The 16,592-nt window shown below is 37.1% G+C and carries 16 protein-coding genes; 13 read left to right on the top strand and 3 right to left on the bottom strand.

Features of this window, described 5'->3' with window-relative positions:
* Positions 1-46: 46 nt before the first annotated feature.
* Entirely contained in the window at positions 47-1,306 is a 1,260-nt protein-coding gene (locus ODU41_RS02840) for a PLP-dependent aminotransferase family protein (RefSeq protein WP_044669341.1), read from the bottom strand.
* A gap of 122 nt (positions 1,307-1,428) precedes the next feature.
* Here ODU41_RS02840 and yaaA point away from each other — a divergent pair, with 122 nt between their 5' ends.
* The 11 genes from yaaA to glf all read left to right on the top strand — a co-directional run bounded on the left by yaaA (position 1,429) and on the right by glf (position 13,502).
* Positions 1,429-2,163 (top strand): peroxide stress protein YaaA, encoded by a 735-nt coding sequence (gene yaaA, locus ODU41_RS02845; RefSeq protein ID WP_024389399.1) that lies wholly within the window; start codon positions 1,429-1,431, stop codon positions 2,161-2,163.
* A gap of 101 nt (positions 2,164-2,264) precedes the next feature.
* Complete coding sequence (locus tag ODU41_RS02850) at positions 2,265-3,710, top strand: LCP family protein (RefSeq protein WP_044674299.1); 1,446 nt, start codon at positions 2,265-2,267, stop codon at positions 3,708-3,710.
* A gap of 17 nt (positions 3,711-3,727) precedes the next feature.
* Entirely contained in the window at positions 3,728-4,417 is a 690-nt protein-coding gene (locus tag ODU41_RS02855; RefSeq protein WP_024408432.1) for a YveK family protein, read from the top strand.
* A 9-nt stretch (positions 4,418-4,426) separates the two neighbouring features.
* Positions 4,427-5,110 (top strand): tyrosine-protein kinase, encoded by a 684-nt coding sequence (locus ODU41_RS02860; protein ID WP_024407532.1) that lies wholly within the window; start codon positions 4,427-4,429, stop codon positions 5,108-5,110.
* A 40-nt stretch (positions 5,111-5,150) separates the two neighbouring features.
* Complete coding sequence (gene cps4B, locus ODU41_RS02865; RefSeq protein ID WP_044764209.1) at positions 5,151-5,882, top strand: capsular polysaccharide biosynthesis protein Cps4B; 732 nt, start codon at positions 5,151-5,153, stop codon at positions 5,880-5,882.
* A gap of 29 nt (positions 5,883-5,911) precedes the next feature.
* On the top strand, positions 5,912-7,738 hold the full coding sequence (locus ODU41_RS02870) for a nucleoside-diphosphate sugar epimerase/dehydratase (RefSeq protein WP_024411599.1): 1,827 nt from the start codon (positions 5,912-5,914) through the stop codon (positions 7,736-7,738).
* Between the two features lie 241 nt (positions 7,739-7,979).
* Positions 7,980-8,804 (top strand): aldolase/citrate lyase family protein, encoded by an 825-nt coding sequence (locus tag ODU41_RS02875; protein ID WP_024400836.1) that lies wholly within the window; start codon positions 7,980-7,982, stop codon positions 8,802-8,804.
* 117 nt (positions 8,805-8,921) lie between these two features.
* Positions 8,922-9,968, top strand: coding sequence for a lipopolysaccharide biosynthesis protein (locus ODU41_RS02880; RefSeq protein ID WP_398578629.1), 1,047 nt, complete (start codon positions 8,922-8,924; stop codon positions 9,966-9,968).
* Between the two features lie 52 nt (positions 9,969-10,020).
* The gene (locus ODU41_RS02885; RefSeq protein ID WP_044753275.1) at positions 10,021-11,097 is read left to right on the top strand and encodes an alanine--glyoxylate aminotransferase family protein; all 1,077 of its coding nucleotides are present in this window, start codon (positions 10,021-10,023) and stop codon (positions 11,095-11,097) included.
* Positions 11,097-11,807, top strand: coding sequence for an NTP transferase domain-containing protein (locus ODU41_RS02890; RefSeq protein WP_024407540.1), 711 nt, complete (start codon positions 11,097-11,099; stop codon positions 11,805-11,807). The genes ODU41_RS02885 and ODU41_RS02890 overlap by 1 nt, the downstream gene beginning before the upstream one ends.
* 582 nt (positions 11,808-12,389) lie before the next feature.
* Complete coding sequence (gene glf, locus ODU41_RS02895; protein WP_105141390.1) at positions 12,390-13,502, top strand: UDP-galactopyranose mutase; 1,113 nt, start codon at positions 12,390-12,392, stop codon at positions 13,500-13,502.
* Positions 13,503-13,599: 97 nt separating this feature from the next.
* On the opposite strand, the gene ODU41_RS02900 is transcribed toward glf, so the two are convergent.
* Both ODU41_RS02900 and ODU41_RS02905 read right to left on the bottom strand, forming a co-directional pair.
* The gene (locus tag ODU41_RS02900; protein ID WP_002941732.1) at positions 13,600-14,145 is read right to left on the bottom strand and encodes an NADPH-dependent FMN reductase; all 546 of its coding nucleotides are present in this window, start codon (positions 14,143-14,145) and stop codon (positions 13,600-13,602) included.
* A gap of 62 nt (positions 14,146-14,207) precedes the next feature.
* Positions 14,208-14,657 (bottom strand): MarR family winged helix-turn-helix transcriptional regulator, encoded by a 450-nt coding sequence (locus ODU41_RS02905; RefSeq protein WP_009909619.1) that lies wholly within the window; start codon positions 14,655-14,657, stop codon positions 14,208-14,210.
* Between the two features lie 253 nt (positions 14,658-14,910).
* On the opposite strand from ODU41_RS02905, the gene ODU41_RS02910 reads away from it, so the two are divergent.
* Positions 14,911-15,408: a DUF5590 domain-containing protein gene (locus ODU41_RS02910; RefSeq protein WP_105134088.1), complete on the top strand. Its 498-nt coding sequence runs from the start codon at positions 14,911-14,913 to the stop codon at positions 15,406-15,408.
* On the top strand, positions 15,405-16,586 hold the full coding sequence (locus ODU41_RS02915) for a pyridoxal phosphate-dependent aminotransferase (protein ID WP_398578630.1): 1,182 nt from the start codon (positions 15,405-15,407) through the stop codon (positions 16,584-16,586). Before ODU41_RS02910 ends, ODU41_RS02915 begins: the two co-directional genes overlap by 4 nt.
* Positions 16,587-16,592: the final 6 nt, after the last annotated feature.

A 16,592-nucleotide genomic window follows, 5' to 3' on the forward strand; every position in this document is an offset into this window, starting at 1 on the left:
CGTCTTCTAAGTTCGAGGGGGATTATTTGTATGAGACTATTGGATTTCATTCATTCAAATATCTTACGAATTGCTCCAGTTTATCTGCAAAATCTTGTTCAAAGAAGATCTGTAAGAAATCAGCTTTCTGTCCGCTGAAATAATAACATTTGCCAAACATGTGTTGGATGCTAGGAGAAAGAATCCCCTTGCTTAGCTGAAAGGTCACGCTCCCTTTGGAAATTCGATAGGGGATGTTCAAAGCGTATTTCTCTAAACAATCTTTTATTTTATTCCACTGAGCGTGATAAATGTGATGAAGATGCTGTGTGTTCCGTGCAAACATGCCGTTATCAATGTAGAGCGAGAGAGCTTTTTGCATGATAAGATTGGTATCGTAGTCGATTAGACTCTTATGTTTGATGAAGGTATCACGTAGCTGATTAGGAAGGCTGATTGCACCGATTCGGAGGGCAGGAAAGAGTGTCGGTGTAAACGATTTTATATAGATGACATGATTATCTGTATCAAGATAGTGTAAAGGTAGGCTATGACTAGAGTCGAAATCCGCCAAATAGTCATCCTCAATGATGTAGACATCGTATTGCTTTGCTAATTTTACGATGGCTGTTTTTGTTGCTATATCATAAGTTGAACCGAGAGGGTTGTGCAAGCGAGGAATTGTGTAGAAAAACTTAATTTTTCCAGTCTGGAAGATACTTTCCAATTCTTCTAGGTTAATTCCATCTAAATCCCGTTCAATTGTTTGATAGGGGATTCCTTGATGTCGAATGAGCTCTATCATTCGTGAATAGGTAGGGTTCTCTATCAAGATTTCCGTTTTTCCAGCCAAGGTTTCCATTTGTGTGAGAATATATAGAGCTTGTTGACTACCAGCTGTGATAACCAGCTGGTCTTTTTTTGTATAGACATGATAATCCATTAACAGACTTTGAACGGAGGAAATCAATTCTGCTAATCCCTCTTGCTGGTGATAGTAGTTGAATAGGTAATTTTCCCTCCCAATAAGACTTTCGTTTAGACAAATTCGAAAATCTTCATAGGGTAATTCTTGAAAGTCTGCAGGATTGAGCTCTACAGTAAGGTCTTGGAAATCCCTATCTTCTAAGATATAATAACCGCTTTTTTCGACAGCGTAGATCTTGTTTTGGTATTTTAATTCCAACATAGCCTTTTGGACAGTGTCTTTGCTACAATGATATTGCTCGCTGAGTTGACGGATAGAAGGTAATTTCTCTCCACGTTTGAATCGGTGTTCCTCTATTCCAGTCAAAATATCTTGGATGATAACTTGATATTTTTTCATCTAGGCCCCCTTTTTTATAGACTATGTTACTAGCTAGTATATAGGAAAAATTGAAGAAAGACAATATATGAATGATGGGGTTGAGGTTCAGGAATTAAGCTACTCTATGGTATAATTAAGTGATGAAAATAATTATACCTAATGCAAAAGAAGTAAATACAAATCTAGAGAATGCCTCGTTTTATCCCCTGTCTGATCGAAGCAAGCAGGTTCTGGATGCCATAAGTCAATTTGATGTAAAAAAGATGGCTGCCTTTTATAAATTGAATGAAGCAAAGGCTGAGTTAGAAGCTGACCGTTGGTATCGAATCAGGACAGGTCAAGCAAAAACCTATCCAGCCTGGCAGTTATATGATGGTCTCATGTATCGTTATATGGATAGGCGAGGTATAGATTCGAAAGAAGAAAATTATCTACGTGACCATGTTCGTATAGCGACAGCCTTATACGGATTGATTCATCCTTTTGAATTCATTTCACCTCATCGCTTAGATTTTCAAGGGAGCTTAAAGATAGGCAATCAGTCTTTGAAACAGTACTGGCGACCGTATTATGACCAAGAAGTTGGTGACGATGAACTGATTCTCTCACTGGCTTCGTCAGAATTTGAGCAGGTGTTTTCTCCACAGATTCAGAAAAGATTAGTTAAAATTCTTTTCATGGAAGAAAAAGCAGGTCAGCTAAAAGTTCACTCGACTATATCAAAAAAAGGTAGAGGAAGATTACTGTCCTGGTTGGCTAAGAACAATATTCAGAAATTATCGGACATTCAAGATTTTAAGGTGGATGGTTTTGAATATTGTGCTTCCGAATCAACGGCAAACCAACTTACCTTCATACGATCAATCAAAATGTGAAATAATGAACAAGATAACGTTTTCTGATGTCGAGCGTATCTAGAAAAATCTTGATTTCTATGGTATAATGGGTAAGTTATAAGTAAAAAGGAAGGTTGTTTATGAAAAGGAGAAGCGGACGGAGAAAATCGTCTAAGCTCAAGTTGATAAATTTTGCGCTTTGGGGACTTTACGCCATTACTCTATGTCTATTCTTAGTGACCATGTATCGCTATAATATCTTAGATTTTCGGTATTTAAATTATATTGTGACAATTCTATTAATAGGTGTTGCGGTGCTGACAGGATTGCTGATGTGGCGTAAGAAAGCGCGTGTCTTTACAGCACTCTTACTTGTTTTTTCACTCTTTATTACTTCAGTTGGAGTATATGGAATGCAAGAAGTTGTTAAGTTTTCGACACGACTAAATTCAAATTCGACATTTTCAGAATATGAAATGAGCATCCTCGTCCCAGCAAATAGTGATATTACAGATGTTCGTCAGCTTACTAGTATTTTATCTCCTGCCGAATACGACCAAGATAACATCACCGCTTTATTGGAAAATATTTCCAAAATGGAGTCTACTCAACTAGTGACTAGCCCTGCGACCTCATACCTGACAGCCTACCAATCTATGATAAATGGTGAGAGTCAAGCGATGGTCTTCAACGGAGTTTTTACCAATATTTTAGAAAATGAAGATCCAGACTTTTCTTCAAAAGTGAAAAAAATATATAGTTTCAAAGTGACTCAGACTGTTGAAACAGCTACTGAGCAGGTGAGTGGAGATAGCTTTAATATCTATATTAGTGGTATTGATGCTTATGGACCGATTTCTACGGTCTCTCGTTCAGATGTCAATATCATTATGACTGTCAATCGTGCGACACATAAGATTTTATTGACAACTACTCCACGAGATTCATACGTTGCTATCGCAGATGGCGGGCAAAATCAATACGATAAACTAACACATGCTGGGATTTATGGTGTCAATGCCTCTGTGCATACCTTAGAAAATCTTTATGGTATTGATATTAGTAACTATATCCGACTCAACTTTACTTCCTTCTTACAGTTGATTGATTTGGTTGGTGGTATTGATGTTGAAAATACCCAAGAATTTACAAGTCGTGTTGGTGGCTACTATTTTCCTGTTGGTCAGGTTCACTTAAATGCAGAGCAAGCGCTAGGTTTTGTTCGGGAACGTTATTCACTTGAGGGAGGGGATAATGATCGCGGTCAAAACCAAGAAAAAGTCATTGCAGCCCTCATAAAAAAATTGAGTTCACCAGATAATCTAGCGAATTATCAAGCTATTCTAACTGGTTTGGAAGGATCTATCCAAACAGATTTGAGCTTAGAAACGATTATGGGCTTGGTAAATACTCAATTAGAATCAGGAACACAATTTACAGTAGAGTCACAAGCATTGACAGGAACAGGACGCTCAGATTTATCTTCTTATGCGATGCCTGGGTCACAACTTTATATGATGGAAATTAACCAAGATAGTCTGGAGCAAGCAAAGGCAGCGATTCAGTCTGTACTTGTTGAAAAATAAAGATTTTAGGAGAAAATATGAACAATCAAGAAGTAAATGCAATCGAAATCGATGTTTTATTCTTACTAAAAACAATTTGGAGAAAGAAATTTTTAATTCTCTTAACTGCAGTGTTGACTGCGGGGTTGGCATTTGTCTACAGTAGCTTTTTAGTGACACCTCAATATGACTCCACTACCCGTATCTATGTAGTGAGTCAAAACGTTGAAGCAGGTGCGGGCTTGACTAACCAAGAGTTACAAGCGGGTACCTATTTGGTAAAAGACTATAAGGAAATTATCCTATCACAAGATGTATTGACACAAGTAGCAACGGAATTGAATTTGAAAGAGAGTCTGAAAGAAAAAATATCAGTTTCTATTCCTGTTGATACTCGTATCGTTTCTATTTCCGTGCGTGATGCGGATCCAAATGAAGCGGCACGTATTGCAAATAGCCTTCGCACCTTTGCAGCGCAAAAGATTGTTGAGGTCACTAAGGTAAGTGATGTGACGACACTTGAAGAAGCAGTACCAGCGGAAGAACCAACCACTCCAAATACAAAACGAAATATCTTGCTTGGTTTATTAGCTGGAGGTATCTTGGCTACGGGAATTATCTTGGCTATGGAAGTTTTGGATGACCGTGTCAAACGCCCTCAGGATATTGAAGAGGTAATGGGCTTGACCTTGCTTGGTGTAGTGCCAGATTCGAAGAAATTAAAATAGGAGAACAATATGGCAACGTTAGAAATTGCACGTACAAAAAGAGAGATAGTAAATAAAACCGAGGAGTATTTCAATGCTATCCGTACCAATATTCAGCTTAGCGGAGCAGATATTAAGGTTGTTGGCATTACCTCTGTTCAGTCAAATGAAGGTAAGAGTACAACTGCGGCTAGTCTCGCTATTGCCTATGCTCGTTCAGGTTATAAGACAGTCTTGGTGGATGCAGATATCCGAAATTCAGTCATGTCTGGTTTTTTCAAACCTGTTACAAAGATTACAGGTTTGACGGACTACCTAGCAGGGACAACAGACTTGTCACAAGGATTATGCGATACAGATATTCCAAACTTGACTGTCATTGAGTCAGGAAAGGTTTCCCCTAACCCTACTGCCCTCTTACAAAGTAAGAATTTCGAGAATTTAATAGCTACACTTCGTCGCTACTATGATTATGTCATTGTTGACTGTCCTCCGTTAGGATTGGTGATTGATGCAGCTATTATTGCGCAGAAATGTGATGCGATGGTTGCAGTAGTAGAAGCTGGGAATGTAAGACGCTCAGCTGTTAAGAAAGTAAAAGAACAATTGGAACAAACAGGAACGCCGTTCTTGGGAGTTATATTGAACAAGTATGATGTGGTCACTGAAAAATATGGTGAATATGGAAATTACGGAAATTACGGCAGAAAATGATTTCCTCTTGATGGTATAAGTTTGATAAGTAGGTATTAATATGATTGATATTCATTCGCATATCATATTTGGTGTGGATGACGGCCCCAAAACTATTGAAGAGAGCCTAAGTTTGATAGGCGAAGCTTATCGTCAAGGTGTTCGCTATATCGTAGCGACATCTCATAGACGCAAAGGGATGTTTGAAACACCAGAAAAAGTCATCATGACTAACTTTCTTCAACTTAAAGAAGCAGTAGCAGAAGTTTATCCTGAAATACGATTGTGCTATGGTGCTGAATTGTATTATAGTAAAGATATCTTAAGCAAACTTGAAAAAAAGAAAGTACCAACACTTAATGGCTCGCGCTATATTCTCTTGGAATTCAGTATGAATACTCCTTGGAAAGAGATTCAAGAAGCAGTGAATGAAGTGACGCTACTTGGACTAACTCCCGTACTTGCTCATATAGAACGATATGACGCCCTAGCGTTTCATGCAGAAAGAGTAGAAGAGTTAATTGACAAGGGATGCTATACTCAGGTAAATAGTAATCATGTGCTGAAGCCCGCTTTAATTGGTGATCGAGCAAAAGAATTTAAAAAACGCACTCGGTATTTTTTAGAGCAGGATTTAGTACATTGTGTTGCTAGTGATATGCATAATTTATCTAGTAGACCTCCGTTTATGAGGGAGGCTTATAAGTTAATAACAGAGGAATTTGGCAAAGATAAAGCGAAAGCATTGCTGAAAAAGCATCCTCTTATGCTATTAAAAAACCAGGCGATTTAAACTGGTTACTCTAGATTGTGGAGAGAAAAATGGATTTTGGAACTGTTACCGATAAACTTTTAGAGCGCAACAGTAAACGATTGATACTCATGTGCATGGATACGAGTCTTATTATAGTTTCCATGATTTTGAGCAGGCTGTTTTTGGATGTTATTATTGACATTCCAGATGAACGCTTTATTCTTGCGGTTTTATTTGTTTTAATATTCTACCTGATTATCTCAGTTAGACTAAAGGTTTTTTCGCTAATTACGAGGTATACTGGATATCAAAGTTATGTGAAAATAGGACTGAGTTTGATATCCGCTTATTCATTATTTTTAATCATTTCAATGATTCTATGGCAGACCTTTAGTTATCGTTTCATCTTAGTATCCTTATTTTTGTCGTATGTAATGCTCATTACTCCAAGGATTGTTTGGAAAGTCTTACATGAGACGAGAAAAAATGCCATTCGAAAGAAGGATAGCCCACTAAGAATCTTAGTAGTAGGTGCTGGAGATGGTGGGAATATTTTTATCAATACCGTCGAAGATAGAAAATTGAATTTTGAAATTGTCGGTATAGTTGATCGTGATCCAAATAAACTTGGAACATTTATCCGTACCGCTAAAGTTTTAGGAAACCGCAATGATATTCCACGATTGGTAGAGGAATTAGCTGTTGACCAAGTGACGATTGCCATCCCTTCTTTAAATGGTAAGGAGCGAGAGAAGATTGTTGAAATCTGTAACACTACAGGAGTGACCGTCAATAATATGCCGAGCATTGAAGACATTATGGCGGGGAATATGTCTGTCAGTGCCTTTCAGGAAATTGACGTAGCAGACCTTCTTGGTCGACCAGAGGTTGTTTTGGATCAGGATGAATTGAATCAATTTTTCAAAGGGAAAACAATCCTTGTCACAGGAGCAGGTGGCTCTATCGGTTCAGAGTTATGTCGTCAAATTGCTAAGTTTACGCCTAAACGCTTGTTGTTGCTTGGACACGGAGAAAATTCAATCTATCTCATTCATCGAGAGTTACTGGAAAAGTACCAAGGTAAGATTGAGTTGGTCCCTCTCATTGCAGATATTCAAGATAGAGAATTGATTTTTAGCATAATGGCTGAATATCAACCCGATGTTGTTTATCATGCTGCAGCACATAAGCATGTTCCTTTGATGGAATATAATCCACATGAAGCAGTGAAGAACAATATTTTTGGAACGAAGAATGTGGCTGAGGCGGCTAAAACTGCAAAGGTTGCCAAATTTGTTATGGTTTCAACAGATAAAGCTGTTAATCCGCCAAATGTCATGGGAGCGACTAAACGTGTTGCAGAAATGATTGTAACAGGTTTAAACGAGCCAGGTCAGACTCAATTTGCTGCAGTTCGTTTTGGGAATGTTCTAGGTAGTCGTGGAAGTGTTGTTCCGCTATTCAAAGAGCAAATTAGAAAAGGTGGACCTGTTACGGTTACCGACTTTAGGATGACTCGTTATTTCATGACGATTCCTGAGGCAAGTCGTTTGGTTATACAAGCTGGACATTTGGCAAAAGGTGGAGAAATCTTTGTCTTGGATATGGGCGAACCAGTACAAATCCTGGAATTGGCAAGAAAAGTTATCTTGTTAAGCGGACATACAGAGGAAGAAATCGGGATTGTAGAATCTGGAATCAGACCAGGCGAGAAACTCTACGAGGAATTGTTATCAACAGAAGAACGTGTCAGCGAACAGATTCATGAAAAAATATTTGTGGGTCGCGTTACAAATAAGCAGTCGGACATTGTCAATTCATTTATCAATGGATTACTCCAAAAAGATAGAAATGAATTAAAAGATATCTTGATTGAATTTGCAAAACAAGAATAAGAAAGTAAAAAATATTTTTACTTTCCTAGAGTTTAAACGATGTTTAGATTCTAGGAAGGTTGGAATACCTCAAAAAGTGAACAGATATGACTCAGTTCGTAGAGTTCGGAAAAATTAAATATTTACAAATAGTTTGTATTGTTGTCAGATTTTATGAGAAGTTTGGTTGACAGAAGTTAAAATGTTTTCGACATTATAACTGAACTTTTGTAAGGCTACAAGAGGAGATGAATATTATATTATGGGACTAACATTAATGTATATTACGAATCAGCTAGATGTTGCTTTAATTGCTGAAAAGTATGGTGTTGAACGGATTTGGGTAGATTTAGAGACTCTTGGGAAAGCAGAACGCCAAAAAAATATGGACACAGTCCAATCTCAACATAAGATCAGTGATATAAGATTGATTTCTAGCAAATTGACTACTTCAGAGATGTTAGTGCGAGTCAACCCCTTAAATGATTCTTCCAAACAAGAAATTGAGCAGGTTATTGCGTCGGGAGCTGACTTAATTATGTTGCCGATGTGGCGAACAAAGGCAGAAGTATCCCAATTTATTGATTTTGTTGGTGGTAGAGCAAAAGTTGTTCTCTTATTAGAAACAAAAGAAGCATTTAATAACCTTGATAGTATTTTAACACTGAATGGGATCGATGAAATTCATATTGGATTAAATGATCTTCATTTAGATATGGGACTAACATTCATGTTTGAATTACTGACGAATGGTGTAGTGGCAGAAATTACACAAAAACTAAATAAGGCTAAAATTCCATATGGATTTGGCGGGATTGCTAGACTGGGGTTAGGAGAGCTGCCAGCAGAGATGATTGTTAAGGAGCATTATAGACTTGGGTCAACTCGCGCAATTCTTTCACGTAGCTTCTGTAATGCTGAGAAAGTGACAGAATTATCGAATATAGAGGATATTTTTAGAAATGAGTTAAGAAAATTAAGGGAATTTGAAGAAAATTTATCAGAGTTAAATGACGCAGAATTTGAAGAAAATTTTGAAACGATGCAAAAAAAAATAGATGTGATTGTGAGAAATAAAAAGAAATGAAATTATACTTAATTGTTAAGAGAATTTTTGATATTTTAGTATCAGTAGTGGGAATTAGTTATTTCAGATCAGAAAAGATATCTTGCGACATTATATCGTTACATTTTCTTTGTATTAATGAATGTTCTTCAAATTATCTTCTTAATTCTAACCAAAGATTTTATTATATTTTTGCTTATTGCACTATTTAGTACAGTACTTGAGAATATTTTAATTTCAAGGAAAGCGGATCAGTTATATCCGTTCTTAAAAGAAAAAGATATTGAAAAAGTTAGTAAAGAGACAACAGACAGCATTAAAAAGAATACAGTTGCACTTTTATTTCACAAAGTAGGGAGTTCTGTAGTCAATTCGACAGATAATATTTTGATCGCACAAATTATTGGAATTGTCGCTGTTGGGGTATATTCTAATTATCAACTGATTATAAATGCTCTCAATATTGTTATTGCACAGTTTTTTATGGCCCTGACAGCCAGTATCGGTAATTTAGGTGCAACAGAAAATGTTGAAAAGTCAGAAAGCATTTTTTATAAAATATTCTTTTTAAATTTTTGGATTGATTGCATTATATCGGTCTCTATTTTTGCTTGTATCGACTTATTGATTGGTTCATGGTTTGGTAATCATTTGATACTTGATAAGTTGGTGTTAGCTACTATTGTGATAAATTTTTATATTTATCAAATTCGTAGAACGGTCATGACATATAGGGATGCTTATGGTTTGTTTTGGAATGATAGGTACAAAGCATTGGCCGAAGCGATTTTAAATATTATTATTTCAATTTATCTTGGATTTAAATTAGGGTTAGTTGGTATTTTTTTGGGAACAATTATCAGTACAACAATAACAAGTTTATGGATTGAACCATATATTCTGTTTAAATATGGTTTGAAACGTTCGACTGTGACTTATTTTAAACGATTAGCGCAGTATTCGGTCATCACTTTAGTTGCAAGTTTGGTGTGTAGTTATTTAGTCACCCTATTTCACTTTAATGGCTTTTTGGGGTTTATTCAAGGAGTTGTTCTATGTGTTGTTGTCGTTTCAAGTATCATTTCATTATTATTTTGGAAAACTGAAGAATTCCAATATTTTAAAAAATTACTTTTAAAATTTCAAAATATGATTTTAAAATACTTGAAAACTAGTAGGAGCTAGCTAATTATTAACAATAGAATTTCTATAAGTTTTGGCATTTAAAGGAGAGAATATGATAAATTTTTCAGTTGGTCCTGTTTTAATGGATGAAGCAACTCGTGCTATCGGTTCAGAAGAGATACCTTATTTTCGGACAGATGCATTTTCTCAAATTATGTTTGATAACGAGAGGATGATGAAGCAACTCACATCGGCTGATGAAAAAACTAGGTTGATCACATTGACTGGTTCTGGAACTTTAGCAATGGATGCAACTATTTTAAATTGTTTTACCAAAAAAGATAAATTATTAATTATCAATGGAGGAAGTTTTGGTGCAAGGTTCTGCGAGATTGCAGATTGTTATAGTATACCATTTGAAACCATTGACTTACAATTTGGTGAGGAATTGACAATAGAGCATTTTCAAAATATCGAGTTTTCAGATTTTACAGGACTAGTTGTTAATGCGGATGAAACGTCTTCAGGGGTTCTTTATGACATAGAAATGCTCGGGAATATTTGTAAGGAACATAACTTATTTTTTGTTGTGGACGCCATTAGCTCATTTTTAGCAGATCCAATTAACATTAGTAGTGCTCGGATTGATATTTTGATTGCAGGTTCTCAAAAGGCATTAGCGCTTCCACCTGGTGTCTCTTTGATATTATGTTCTGAAAAAGCTCAAGACCGCATTAATAATAATCTCAACCCAACTTATTACCAAAATTTAAAGAGAGCATTAAAAGATGGTGAAAGAGGACAAACTCCCTTCACACCTGCAGTCGGAATTATCTTGCAGTTACATGAAAAATTATTGCGTCTTTCTCAAAAAGGTATTGAACAACAAATTCAAAAGACACAAGAATTAGCAACCTATTTTAGAAAAAAAGTTTCTCAATATAATTTTGAATTTGTTACCACTTCTCCATCAAACGCAGTCACGGCGTTACGTGTACCTGAAGGAGTCTCAGCAAAGCGGATTTTTCAAGAATTGGAACATCGTTTTGGAATATGGATTTGTCCAAATGGCGGAGAATTAAGTGATAAGGTTTTTCGTGTCGGACATATCGGGAATCTGCAGAAAACAGACTACGATACTCTATTCAATGCACTTGATCAGTTAAAAAAGGAAGGTATTATTAGATAATGAAAATTATTTTACTTGCTGCTGGAAGAGGTACAAGAATTAGTCGTTATATTCAAGATAGACCTAAATGTACAGTGAATTTGACGGAGAAACAGACATTAATTGAGTATACTGTATCTATGTTTAATCGATATGGTTTTGATGATATTTCTATAATTCTTGGTTATCGTCAAGATGTGATTAGAGAAGTATTAAAAGATTATAATGTGAAATTCTACTATAACCCATTTTACGATGTAACAAATAGCATTGCTTCGTTGTGGTTTGCTAGAGAAGAGTTGAATGATGATTTATTCATCATGAATGCTGATGTTTTCCTAGATACCAAAACATTAGATAAGATTCTTAGTGAGAAAAAGTCACCTGTCCTGTTTTCGGACGAATCGAGGAAAGAAGAAGCGGATTATAAATTTTATTATGAAGCTGAAAAATTGATAAAATATGGTAAAGAGCTATCTGTTGAAGAAACAACGGGTGAATATATTGGTGCAGCGATTATTAATAAAGAATTTTTACCAAAATTTAATCGAACTCTCCTCAACAAGATTAACCACCAAGAGCATGGACAATGGTGGGAAGAAATACTGTATTCAATGACAAGAGATGAGTCTATTTATGTTTCTTCTGTAACAGGTAACTTTTGGGCAGAAGTAGATTATATAGAGGACTATGAAAATATCATTTCTTTCGTGAAAAATAACAGTATTTGAGCTCTTTATCAACTGTAGTGGGTAAATGCCAGCTAACACATAGAGAGGACGAACTTCGTTCTCTCTTTTTTTCTATACTCAAAAAGGCTCCATAATCTCTACAGTGGATTTACCCACTGCAGAAATTATAGAGCCAAGAAAAGACGATTTTCTAGTTTGGAAGTCGCCTTTTTTGATGTTTTCGAAATACTACATATTGTTGTTAGTGTAAACATATATATAGTTTTAAAAATTTTTTAGTAAATGTTTTTAGAGTTTTTATAGTCGAATGAATTAGCTTTCAGACAAGGAACTGAGGCGCAGGCTGTACTAGAGTACGGCAAGTCGAAAGTGACGATGTATCAAAGCTAATTCAAATGACTATATATTATTTATTTCCTACTATTCTCTCTATTATTGCTAAACTTGATGAAGGTTGTATTGTCTGTTATAATATTGGATATTGCAAGCTTTAAGTGAAAGGTTTTAGGGAAGAGATTATCACAACTCATTCTTTATTGGTTATGAGACGATGGTGTAAATGATAGTCTAGTAAAAGATTTGGAGAATTGACTTCCTTAGAAAGTTAAATGTAAAAACAATATGAAAAAATACGATTATCTAGTTGTTGGAGCGGGTCTGTTCGGTGCAGTCTTTGCTCATGAGGCAGCTAAAAAGGGTAAAAAAATAAAGGTTATCGAAAAACGAGACCACATTGCAGGTAACATCTATACAAAAGAAGTAGAAGGTATTCAAGTCCATGAATATGGCGCACATATTTTCCATACTTCTGAAAAAGAAATTTGGGATTATGTGAATCAGTTTGCGGAGTTCAACCGCTATACAAATACACCAGTCGCCAACTACAAAGGTGAAATCTACAATCTTCCATTCAACATGAATACCTTCAATAAACTGTGGGGCGTGGTGACCCCTGCTGAAGCAGAAGCGAAGATTGCAGAGCAACGAGCTGTTTTGGGAGGAAAAACGCCTGAGAACTTGGAAGAACAAGCCATCTCACTAGTTGGTACAGACATCTATGAAAAATTGATCAAGTCATATACCGAGAAACAATGGGAAAAACCATGTACGGAGTTACCTGCCTTTATCATCCGTCGTTTACCCGTGCGTTTGACTTTTGATAATAACTATTTCAACGATAGCTACCAAGGTATTCCAATCGGCGGTTACACGCAGATTGTTGAAAAAATGTTGGAACATGAGAATATTGATGTTGAGACAAATGTTGATTTCTTTGCCAATAAGGAAGACTATTTAGCTACCTATCCGAAGATTGTCTTTACAGGAATGATTGACGAGTTCTTTGATTACCAACTTGGTGAATTGGAATATCGTAGCCTTCGATTTGAGACAGAAGTATTGGATATGGAAAACTATCAAGGGAATGCAGTTGTCAACTACACAGATAGTGAAACGCCATTTACTCGCATCATCGAACACAAACATTTCGAATTTGGTACACAAACGAAAACCATTGTTACACGTGAGTATTCGAAGACCTGGAAACGAGGCGATGAGCCGTATTATCCAGTGAACAATGATCGTAACAACAAACTCTATACTGCTTATAAGCGTCTCGCAGAACAGCAAGAGAATGTTATATTCGGTGGGCGTCTTGGTCATTATCGTTACTACGATATGCACCAAGTCATCGGAGCAGCCTTGCAGTGTGTTAGAAGTGAAGTCGGGGAATGATTTTGAGAAGTCATCAAAGTAGTAATTGATTCTTGGCAGAAGTCGGAATACTCTTAAAATGTTAATCAAAAAAAACCAGAAATTCTGGTTTTTTTGACTATTGAATTGCTGCCAACAGGTCAGCTGCTTGTTGTTCGAGTTTTGTTAGAGTTTCGTCAGATAACTCCAATACACCTGTTCCCCATGCTTCTGGATTGATGGTTGAACCTGTAAATTCACCAGCAATCTGAGTACGGATAAATGGAAGAAGGTGTTGGAAGTCTTTGAATAGGTGGTCGTGACCACTGTTTGCGACTGCAGAGACAGTTGTGATTTTATCTTGTAGGATAGATGGTCCTTTTGGATTGGATAAATCGAGCGAACGACTGAGCCAATCGAGAGCATTTTTTACGATGCCTGGGATTGCATAGTTATATACTGGTGAGAAAATCCAGATAGCATCCGCAGCGTCTACTTGTGCACGTAGCTCTGCAATTTCAGGAAGGATAGGTGTCTCGATGTCTTGGTTGAATAGGGGAATTTTTGCAAGATCAATGTAAGATACTTGAGCCTTATCAGCCAAGAACGCTTCGGCTTTTTTTGCCATTTGATGGTTAAAAGAACCGTCACGTAGTGAACCAACTAAAAACAATACGTTTGCCATGATGGCCTCCTTTTCATAAAAACATGAATTTAGTATATCGTATTTGTCTTTTGTTGGCAATTCTAGGTCTGCTGATTCTTGAATTTTTTAAGTATCTCGGCTAATTGGTCTTGTTCTTCTGAACTAAGGACAGAAAAAATCTCTCCAACGTGATCATAATGCTCTGGAAGGATTTTTTCAATGGTTTCGCGTCCAAGTGGAGTGAGAGCAATCAAGGAAGCACGACGGTCATTTGTATCGATCGTCTTGTAGATATAGCCATCTCGAATCATGTTTTTTATAACGACAGTCATGTTGCCAGATGTACTTAATAATTTATCAATTAAGTCTTGAATCCGCAGATTTCCTTTGTTGTAGAGTGCCTCCATCACTCCAAACTGACAAACTGTCAGTCCGTATTTTTTGATTGTTTCTAATTCTGATTTTGCGATAGTATTAGCTGCTCTGCGAAAGACGACTAGACTGTGAAGTGCATGCTTGTTCTCATTTAAAGATTGTTCAACAGTTCTCATGAGAATATTTTAGCAATAAATAGTTCGGTTATCAAGCAAAAAAAGTTAGATCCTATATTCATAGGTAAAGTATTTTTATAGCAAAGTTAGATCCTATATTCATAGGTAAAGTATTTTTATAGCATGGAAGAGCTGAACTGTGGGTCCCAGTTCTTATATTCGTTCTCTGTCTGAAGGAGAATGAAAGTTTATTCACAATTCAATTACGGAAAAAATGGAAATATGCTTTAACTTGTAGTATAATAGGACTACTATGGAAAAAAAGATTTTTCAACTTTTGGAAGTATTGGCAACGAAGAAGGGACAGCTGATAGCTGGTTCCTTTATACTCCTAAGTGTTATGACTTTTTCGATATTCGTTATTTGGGACCTTGCAGCTAAGCCTTTTTCTGATGTACAGAATCACGCTATTTCTGTAGCTCGAGACTATGCGGATATAGAGGTTATTGATGATGTCTCTATCTATAATGGGGCAGAAACATACTTTAGCGTGCAAGGAAAGACGAGTCAGGGAGAAATGATTGCAGTGATCATTCCTGAAGAGACAAATACTGTGTACATTTATCCAATGGCGAATGGTATTTCTAAGGAAGAAGCGCAGGCAGTCGCTACAGAGAATGGTGCTGGAGAGATAGAAAAATCGGTTCTTGGCTACAGAGATGCGAAGCCGATTTGGGAAGTCAAGTCAGGTACTGCCTACTATTTAGTTGAATTTGAAACAGGGAACTTTATCAAACGGGAGGGCTTATGAGCAAGTTATCAAGAAGAGTCTTAGAGATGGAAGAAAGTGTAACTCTGGCAGCAGGTGCGCGTGCAAAAGCCTTGAAGGCAGAAGGACGTGATATTTTAGAGCTGACCTTGGGTGAGCCAGACTTCGTCACACCGAAAAATATTCAAGAAGCTGCAATTAAGTCTATCGAAGATGGTAAGGCGAGTTTTTACACGGTAGCTTCAGGACTTCCAGAATTGAAGGACGCAGTCAATACCTACTTTGAGAACTTCTATGGCTACTCTATCGAACGCAATCAAGTCGTGCTTGCGACAGGTGCTAAGTTTGTTCTTTATGCCTTCTTTGCGGCGGTCATCAATCCTGGTGATGAGGTGATTATTCCGACACCTTACTGGGTTTCTTATGCAGATCAAATCAAGATGAATGATGGGGTGCCTGTCTTTGTCACTGCGACAGAAGAGCACAATTTCAAGGTAACGGTTGACCAGCTGGAAGCGGCTCGTACGGATAAGACCAAGGTTCTCTTGCTCAATAGCCCTTCTAATCCGACTGGCATGATTTACAGTCGTGAGGAATTGGAAGCTATTGGAAACTGGGCTGTAGAGCACGATATTCTCATCTTGGCAGACGATATTTACGGTCGTTTGGTCTATAATGGAAATACCTTCACACCGATTTCAAGCATTTCAGAAAGCATTCGCCAGCAAACTATTGTTGTCAATGGGGTGGCCAAGGCCTATGCCATGACAGGTTGGCGGGTTGGCTTTGCCGTTGGCAATCCTGAAATCATTGCGGCCATGAGCAAGATTATCGGACAAACGACTTCAAACCTGACAGCAGTTGCTCAGTATGCGGCTATTGAGGCCTTTACAGGTCCGCAAGATACAGTAGAAACCATGCGTCTGGCCTTCGAAGAGCGGCTCAATACCATTTATCCATTGCTGGCAGAAGTGCCTGGTTTTGAAGTGATTAAGCCAGAAGGTGCCTTTTATCTCTTCCCAAATGTCAAAAAGGCTATGGAAATGAAGGGCTACACAGATGTGACTGAATTTACCACAGCCATTTTGGAAGAAGTGGGAGTCGCAATGGTGACAGGTGCTGGTTTTGGAGCTCCTGAGAATATCCGCCTCAGCTATGCGACAGATATGGACACGCTCAAAGAAGCAGTGGCTCGATTACACACATTTATGAAAAAATAAAAAGAG

The organism is Streptococcus sp. 2022WUSS083 (assembly GCF_044427155.1).
Classification (GTDB): Bacteria; Bacillota; Bacilli; order Lactobacillales; family Streptococcaceae; genus Streptococcus; species Streptococcus hashimotonensis.